At 69.2% G+C, this 5,829-nt stretch carries 6 protein-coding genes and 1 pseudogene; 3 read left to right on the top strand and 4 right to left on the bottom strand.

Features of this window, described 5'->3' with window-relative positions; translation table 11 throughout:
- Together WU80_RS23905 and WU80_RS23900 are read left to right on the top strand one after the other, a co-directional pair.
- Positions 1–472: ABC transporter permease (locus tag WU80_RS23905; RefSeq protein WP_055405873.1), on the top strand; the 472-nt coding region annotated here is incomplete at its 5' end.
- Positions 472–1,095, top strand: coding sequence for a TetR/AcrR family transcriptional regulator (locus WU80_RS23900; protein ID WP_055405560.1), 624 nt, complete (start codon positions 472–474; stop codon positions 1,093–1,095). The genes WU80_RS23905 and WU80_RS23900, both read left to right, overlap by 1 nt.
- Here the strand turns inward: WU80_RS23900 and WU80_RS23895 are convergent.
- The 3 genes from WU80_RS23895 to WU80_RS23885 form a co-directional block, all read right to left on the bottom strand.
- The gene (locus tag WU80_RS23895; protein WP_055405562.1) at positions 1,061–1,276 is read right to left on the bottom strand and encodes a Trm112 family protein; all 216 of its coding nucleotides are present in this window, start codon (positions 1,274–1,276) and stop codon (positions 1,061–1,063) included. The genes WU80_RS23900 and WU80_RS23895 overlap by 35 nt on opposite strands.
- Positions 1,269–4,256 carry an acyl-CoA synthetase gene (locus WU80_RS23890; protein WP_055405559.1) on the bottom strand — a complete coding sequence of 996 codons (2,988 nt, stop codon included), beginning with the start codon at positions 4,254–4,256 and terminating at the stop codon, positions 1,269–1,271. Before WU80_RS23890 ends, WU80_RS23895 begins: the two co-directional genes overlap by 8 nt.
- 91 nt (positions 4,257–4,347) lie before the next feature.
- Entirely contained in the window at positions 4,348–4,596 is a 249-nt protein-coding gene (locus WU80_RS23885; RefSeq protein ID WP_055405558.1) for a hypothetical protein, read from the bottom strand.
- 223 nt (positions 4,597–4,819) lie between these two features.
- On the opposite strand from WU80_RS23885, the gene WU80_RS23880 reads away from it, so the two are divergent.
- The gene (locus tag WU80_RS23880) at positions 4,820–5,455 is read left to right on the top strand and encodes an MspA family porin (RefSeq protein ID WP_055405561.1); all 636 of its coding nucleotides are present in this window, start codon (positions 4,820–4,822) and stop codon (positions 5,453–5,455) included.
- 15 nt (positions 5,456–5,470) lie between these two features.
- On the opposite strand, the pseudogene WU80_RS23875 reads toward WU80_RS23880, so the two are convergent.
- Positions 5,471–5,829, bottom strand: a pseudogene (locus WU80_RS23875) (hypothetical protein); the annotation flags it as partial.

Below are 5,829 nucleotides of genomic sequence, written 5' to 3'. Positions count from 1 at the left end.
GATGTGTATAAGAGACAGGCTGATGGCCTACGGCACGGCCTTCTCGACGGCCGCTGCGGCGCAGGCAGTTCTGGCCTGCATCGTGTCGTTCTGGTTGCTCGGTTTCGACACCGCCGGCAGCCCGGCGTGGGTGTTCGCGATCGCGATCGTCAACGCCGTCCTCGGCGTGGGCCTGGGCCTGTTGTGTAGCGCGTTCGCCCGCACCGAGTTTCAGGCCGTGCAGTTCATCCCGCTGGTGATGGTGCCGCAGCTGTTGCTGGCCGGCATCATCGTGCCCCGGGCGGTGATGCCGCACTGGCTGCAGTGGGTCAGCAACGTGATGCCGGCCAGCTACGCGCTGGAGGCGCTGCAACAGGTGGGCGCGCACCCGCAGCTGACCTACATCGCGGTGCGCGACATCGTCGTCGTGCTGGGGTTCGCGCTGGCGGCACTGTGTCTTGCGGCCGCGACGCTGCGGCGGCGGACCAGCTAGTGGCCGTTGCTAAAGCCGGGCGCCGGCGGCCCGGGCGGCCGGCCGGCAGCTCCGACACCCGCGATCGCATCCTTGCGTGCGCGCGAGAGCTGTTCGCCACCAATGGGATTGGCAACACCTCGATCCGCGCGGTCGCGGCGGCGGCCGGCGTCGATTCGGCACTGGTGCACCATTACTTCGGCACCAAGGAGAAGCTGTTCGCCGCGGCCGTGCACATCCCGATCGATCCGATGGACATCATCGGCCCGCTGCGCGAGGTGCCGATCGACGAAATCGGCTACCGGCTGCCGTCGATGTTGTTGCCGCTGTGGGACTCCGAGATCGGCACGGCCTTCGTCGCCACGCTGCGGTCCATCCTGGCCGGCACGGAGGTCAACCTGTTCCGCACGTTCATCGAGGACGTGATCGCGGTGGAAGTCGGTGCGCGCGTTGACAATCCGCCCGGAAGCGGAATCCTCCGCGTCCAATTCGTGGCGTCGCAGCTGGTGGGCGTGGTGCTGGCGCGCTACATCCTGCAGTTCGAGCCGTTCGCGTCGCTGCCGGCCGAGCAGGTCGCGCGGACCATCGCGCCGAACCTGCAGCGCTACCTCACCGGGGATCTGCCGGACGGCCTCGTGCCATGAGCCGCGCGTGCTCGTCGTCGTCGTCGACGTCGCGGGCCTCGTCGACGAGCAGCACCGGGATGCCGTCCTCGATGCGGTAGGCCCGGCGCAGCCGCGGGTTGTACAGCTCGTCGTCGATGAGCAGCAACGGGCCGCGGTCGGCCGGGCACACCAGGATGCTCAGCAGCGAATCGTCAACCATCGGCACGCCCGCTCAGCGCCGCCCGCACGCCCGGGGTCAGCTTGCGGAAGAAGTTGCCCTCGGCGTCGAAATGCCAAACGTGGCGGCCCGGTTTGGGAATCCCGGCGGCGCGCAGGGCGCTGACGGTCGGACGGTAGGTCGCGCTCAACGTCATCTCCGGGCATACCTGGACGATGTCGGGGCCCACGCCGACGGGGATCTTCGCCACGGCGTCCGTCAGGTCGGCCGCGGTGATGCTGGCGCCGGGAAGCAGCGTGACCGCCGAGACCGCGACTTCCCGGTCGCCCACCGGCACGTTGTAGGTCACCGCGAGGTCGACACCGTTGACACAGCCCAGCACGTCGGTCACGGACTCCGGATACACCAGGCCGCGGGCGGTGTGCACCACCGAGCCGCGCCGGCCCGCCCACCAGTAGTCGCCGTCGTCGTCGCGGTAGAACAGGTACTCGGTCGAGATCCAGGTGTCGCCGGCGGCGAACACGCCGCGCTTGACCGACGCCGTCGGGTCGATCGGGCCGTTGGACGCGGCCAGCAGCACCCCGACCTGCTTCGGCTCGGCGATCTCGACGAAGCCGCGATCGTTCTCCAGGATCAGATCGTGCTCGGCGTCGTAGGCGCCCAGCTCGATGCGCCCGACGCCGGGCAGCGGCCGGCCCTTGCTGCCGGTCTTGGCGCCGGACACGTTGGCCAGCACGGCCTGCCCGTCGGTGGTGGCGAAGAACTCGACGACGTGGGCCGGCGCGAACGCGTCGACCACCCGTCCCCACAGCCCGGTCGGCATGCCGGAGCCGATGAACAGCCGCACCGGATGGTTGCCGTGCAGCACGAACGCGGGATCGTCGACGATCTCCCGGAGCATGGCCCAGGTGTAGGACACCACCGTCACGCCGTACTGGCGCACCTCCTGCACGAAGCGGTCGCGGTCCAGGCCGCGCGACAGCGCGATGCGGGTGCCGCCGACCACCGCGCCGCCCAGGCTGACCAGCAGCGCCGACTCGTGGTGCAGCGGCGTCAGGCAGTACAGGGTGTCGCGGCGGTCGAGGGCCGCCGTGGAGGCGGTCCCGAAGGCGGACACGGCCCAGCGGTAGTTGGTGATCTGCTTGGCCACCAGCTCGCCCCCGGCCGCGCTGAAGGCGATGAAGGCCAGGTCCCGGGCCAGGCCGGGGTTGGGCCGGTACCAGCCGGGCAGCTCGACGGCGTCGGGGTCGATCTGCTCCATGTCGATGACGTCGCTGTCGTCGGGCAGGTGCAGATCCCGCGCCTCGCCGCCGCCCAGCACCAGCACCTGCCGCAGCCCCTGGCGGTCCGACGCCAGCACCGCCTCCAGGTTGGGCGGGTCGGTCAGCAGCTCGGTCACTCCCCCGAGCCGGACCGATGCGGCCAGGTCGGCGTCCGGCCGCATCACCACCGCGATCGCGCCCAGCCGCGACAGCGCGGCGATGGCGACCAGCGCGCTGGGCCGCGTCTCCATCAGCACGCCCACCCGATCCCCTTGGCGCACACCGACATCGATCAGGCCGCGCACGACGTTGTTGATGCGCCGGTTCACGGCCTCGTAGGTGTGCACGCGGCCGTCGAACAGCAGGAACTCGCCCTGCGGGGCGTCGTGGGCCTGCTCTTCGATGATGCGGCCCAACGAGATTCGCGTGTGGTCGTTGATCTGTCCCAGCCGCACCAGGCGCGGCAGCGTGCGGGCCGTTTCGACGGCCAGGGTGCGCACGGATTTGTTGGCCGCGACCACCGTGTTGGCCGCCCCGCGCACCAGGCCGAGCGCGGCTTCGGACACCTCGCCGACGCCGTGCACCAGCCGGGAGCTCAACGCGACGCCGCTGTCGGTGTGCTCCTCGGGCTGGTCGGCCATCAGGTCGATGCTGTCCGGTTTGTCGCCGCCGGTGGACAGCCACTTCACCCATTCGGCGACGGTCGGCCAACTCTGTTGCGCCGCTTTGGATCCCACGACCAGGCCGAAATGGCCCGTGCGGATGGTCCGTTCGTACACTTCGGCGTCGGGGGCGGCCCGCCGGATGCCGCGCACCGACGCGGGCTGGCCGATGTCGTCCACCTCGCCGACGAAGGCCAGCACGGGACAGGTGATGTCGGTGAGCGTGACCATCTGGCCGTTGACGGCGAAGCCGCCGGTCATCATCCGGTTATGGGCGATGAACTGCTTGAGCAGTTCGGAGATGGCCGGGCCCGACCACGCGATCCATCCCTCGCGCTCGAGGAACCGGCGCTGCTGTTCGCGCGGGAGCAGCGCCTCGCGGTCGTGCAGCTGGCGCAGGAAGTCCACCCGGGCCTTGGCCGTCTTGAGCGGGTCCAGCATCTGGAAGCCGGTGCGCGCCATCCAGCTGGGGATGGCCAGCCGGCTGAACACGTGGTCGGCCATGAAGTTGGCGGCGGGCGCGGCGAAGTTCGCCGGGATGCCCATGGGCAGGGCGGCCAGGGTGTCCACCGGCGACCCGAAGGTGACGATGCTGGCCAGGCTCTTCGACCGCCGGTAGGCGGCGACCTGGTAGCACCACATGCCGCCTTGCGAGTACCCGACCAGGTGGATGTCGCTGCCGGTGGTCTCCTTGACCGTGTCGATGGCCTGACTGAGCGCGACGATGTGGTCGGCCAGGGTGCGGCGCATGCCGCCCTCGACCTTGTCGGGTTCGCCGAAGTCGATCACCCACGGATCGATCCCGTTGGCGTGCAGGATGCCGACCGCGCCCTCCTCGCGGGTGACGTCCCACATGTCCGCCGACATCATCATCGGGTGCACCATCAGCACCGGCGGGCCCACCGGCGGTTTATCCGGCCGGCTGTCCGGCGGGAAATAACGTCGGAGCTTGTACATCGGTACGCTCTCGACGATCTGCGACGGCGACGGGACGGTACCTGTTTCCAAGCCCCCCAGGCGGACGACCTCCAGCCCGTTCTGCGCCGTAGCGATCAGGCGCTCGACCGGTCGCGTAACGATCGACAAGTTGAGATCCACGGCCCGCTCCCCTATGTCTTGACAGCTCCGACATCATGGCACACCGGCGATCTTGGCGGGCCTGGCCAGGCGATTTGCCCGGGCGCGGGGTCTAGTGGCAGTGCGCGAATTGGTTCTCGCAAAACATGCCGACGGCGTTCGAGCCCCTCGAGGGTTTGGCTTCGTCGGACGGATCGACCGTCAGCGCGGGGGTCGAGGTCACCAATTGGTCGAGGAGCGACGGCCCCGGCGCCCCGAAGACATCCGAATCCGCGCGGGCGGCGCCGGCGCCGGCGATCAGAGTCATCACGCCCACCGCCGCGGCCAGCAGCAGTCCGCGAACAAGCGGGTGAGTTCTCATCGCGGCACTCCTGTCGTCCCCTACTCCAAGCTGACGATTCTACCGGCCTGGCAAACGAGGCAGGTGCGGGATTTCCGGTCCCATAACGGTCACGAACGCACAACGACTTCGGCGAGACGGCCAGCAAATTTCGCGACCGTGCTCGTGCCGTACCTACGGTGTCGTCGTGTGGCCGGTAGCCGTGGTCGTTCGTCGCGCCGCGATCCTCGCGTCGTGCATCGTCATGTCGGCGATCCCGGCGCCTCGGACGCTGGCGGATCCCGACGCCGAAGAAGCCGCCGCTACCTCCGCAGCGGCACCCGATGAGGGGCGGATTCCCTCGTCCGACCCGGTGACCTTCACGACGCCCGAGGGCTGGGTCTTGGCCCTCGGGGCGAAGGACGAGTCGCAGACTCCGATAGCGCCGCTGACGACCGCGGTCTCGTCTCGCGAATATCTCTCTCGCGGAACATTCGCCGCTTCGCTGGAAGGGCTCGAAAACCCTGCCGGCGTCCTCGAGGTGGGCTACGAAATCGGCTGCGGGATCGACATGAGCACGTCCAACGGCGTCACGATGGCGGGCAGCGCCGGCGTCAACCCGGGCATCGGCTTCCCGTTGGCCGGTGGTTTCATCCCGCTGGTGACCACGCCGTTCAACGGGGTGGTCACCGTCGGCCTCAAACCCGGCGTGATCCTCGTCGTGCCGGTGACCAGGAAGGAATTCAAGGGCCCACATCCCCGCGTCATCATCACCGGCTTTCACGTCAAAATCGATGGCTGCGTGGGTCAGTCGTTCATCCGGTCGTATGCGACCCTGACCCAGCAGACGGACGAATCCGACGTGGTGCTCTCCTACGTCGGCGTCACCAAGTCCGTTTGAACCCTTGTCCCGCAGTCAGAACGGCGGCGGGTCCTCGTCCGGCGGCGCGGGGCCGGGGGTTGCGGGTTGGGTAGCCGACCGGGCGTCGCGGTTGTGTCGACGCTCGGCGGCGACGCGGTGGGCGCGGTTCTGGGCGCGGGTTCGGTTGCGCCGCGGCATCATTGCGGTGCGTTCGCCGCAACGCTCAACGACCGTCTGAACCGGGGCGTCGCCGGTCGGCGCGCACAGGCTGGGGAACAACAGCGCGCTGCCCGGGGTGGTGACGTAGGTATGCCCGTCGGGCAGCCGCCAGATCAGCGTGCCGTCGGGCAGCTGTTGGTCGCGCCAGCCCCAGAACGTTTTCAGCAAATGATGTTGGCGGCAAAGACATTTCA

Origin of the sequence: Mycobacterium sp. UM_11, assembly GCF_001414075.1 — a bacterium.
GTDB lineage: Bacteria > Actinomycetota > Actinomycetes > Mycobacteriales > Mycobacteriaceae > Mycobacterium.
The sequence above is the reverse complement of the archived record's forward strand: the minus strand, read 5'-3'. Positions and strand labels throughout refer to the sequence as shown.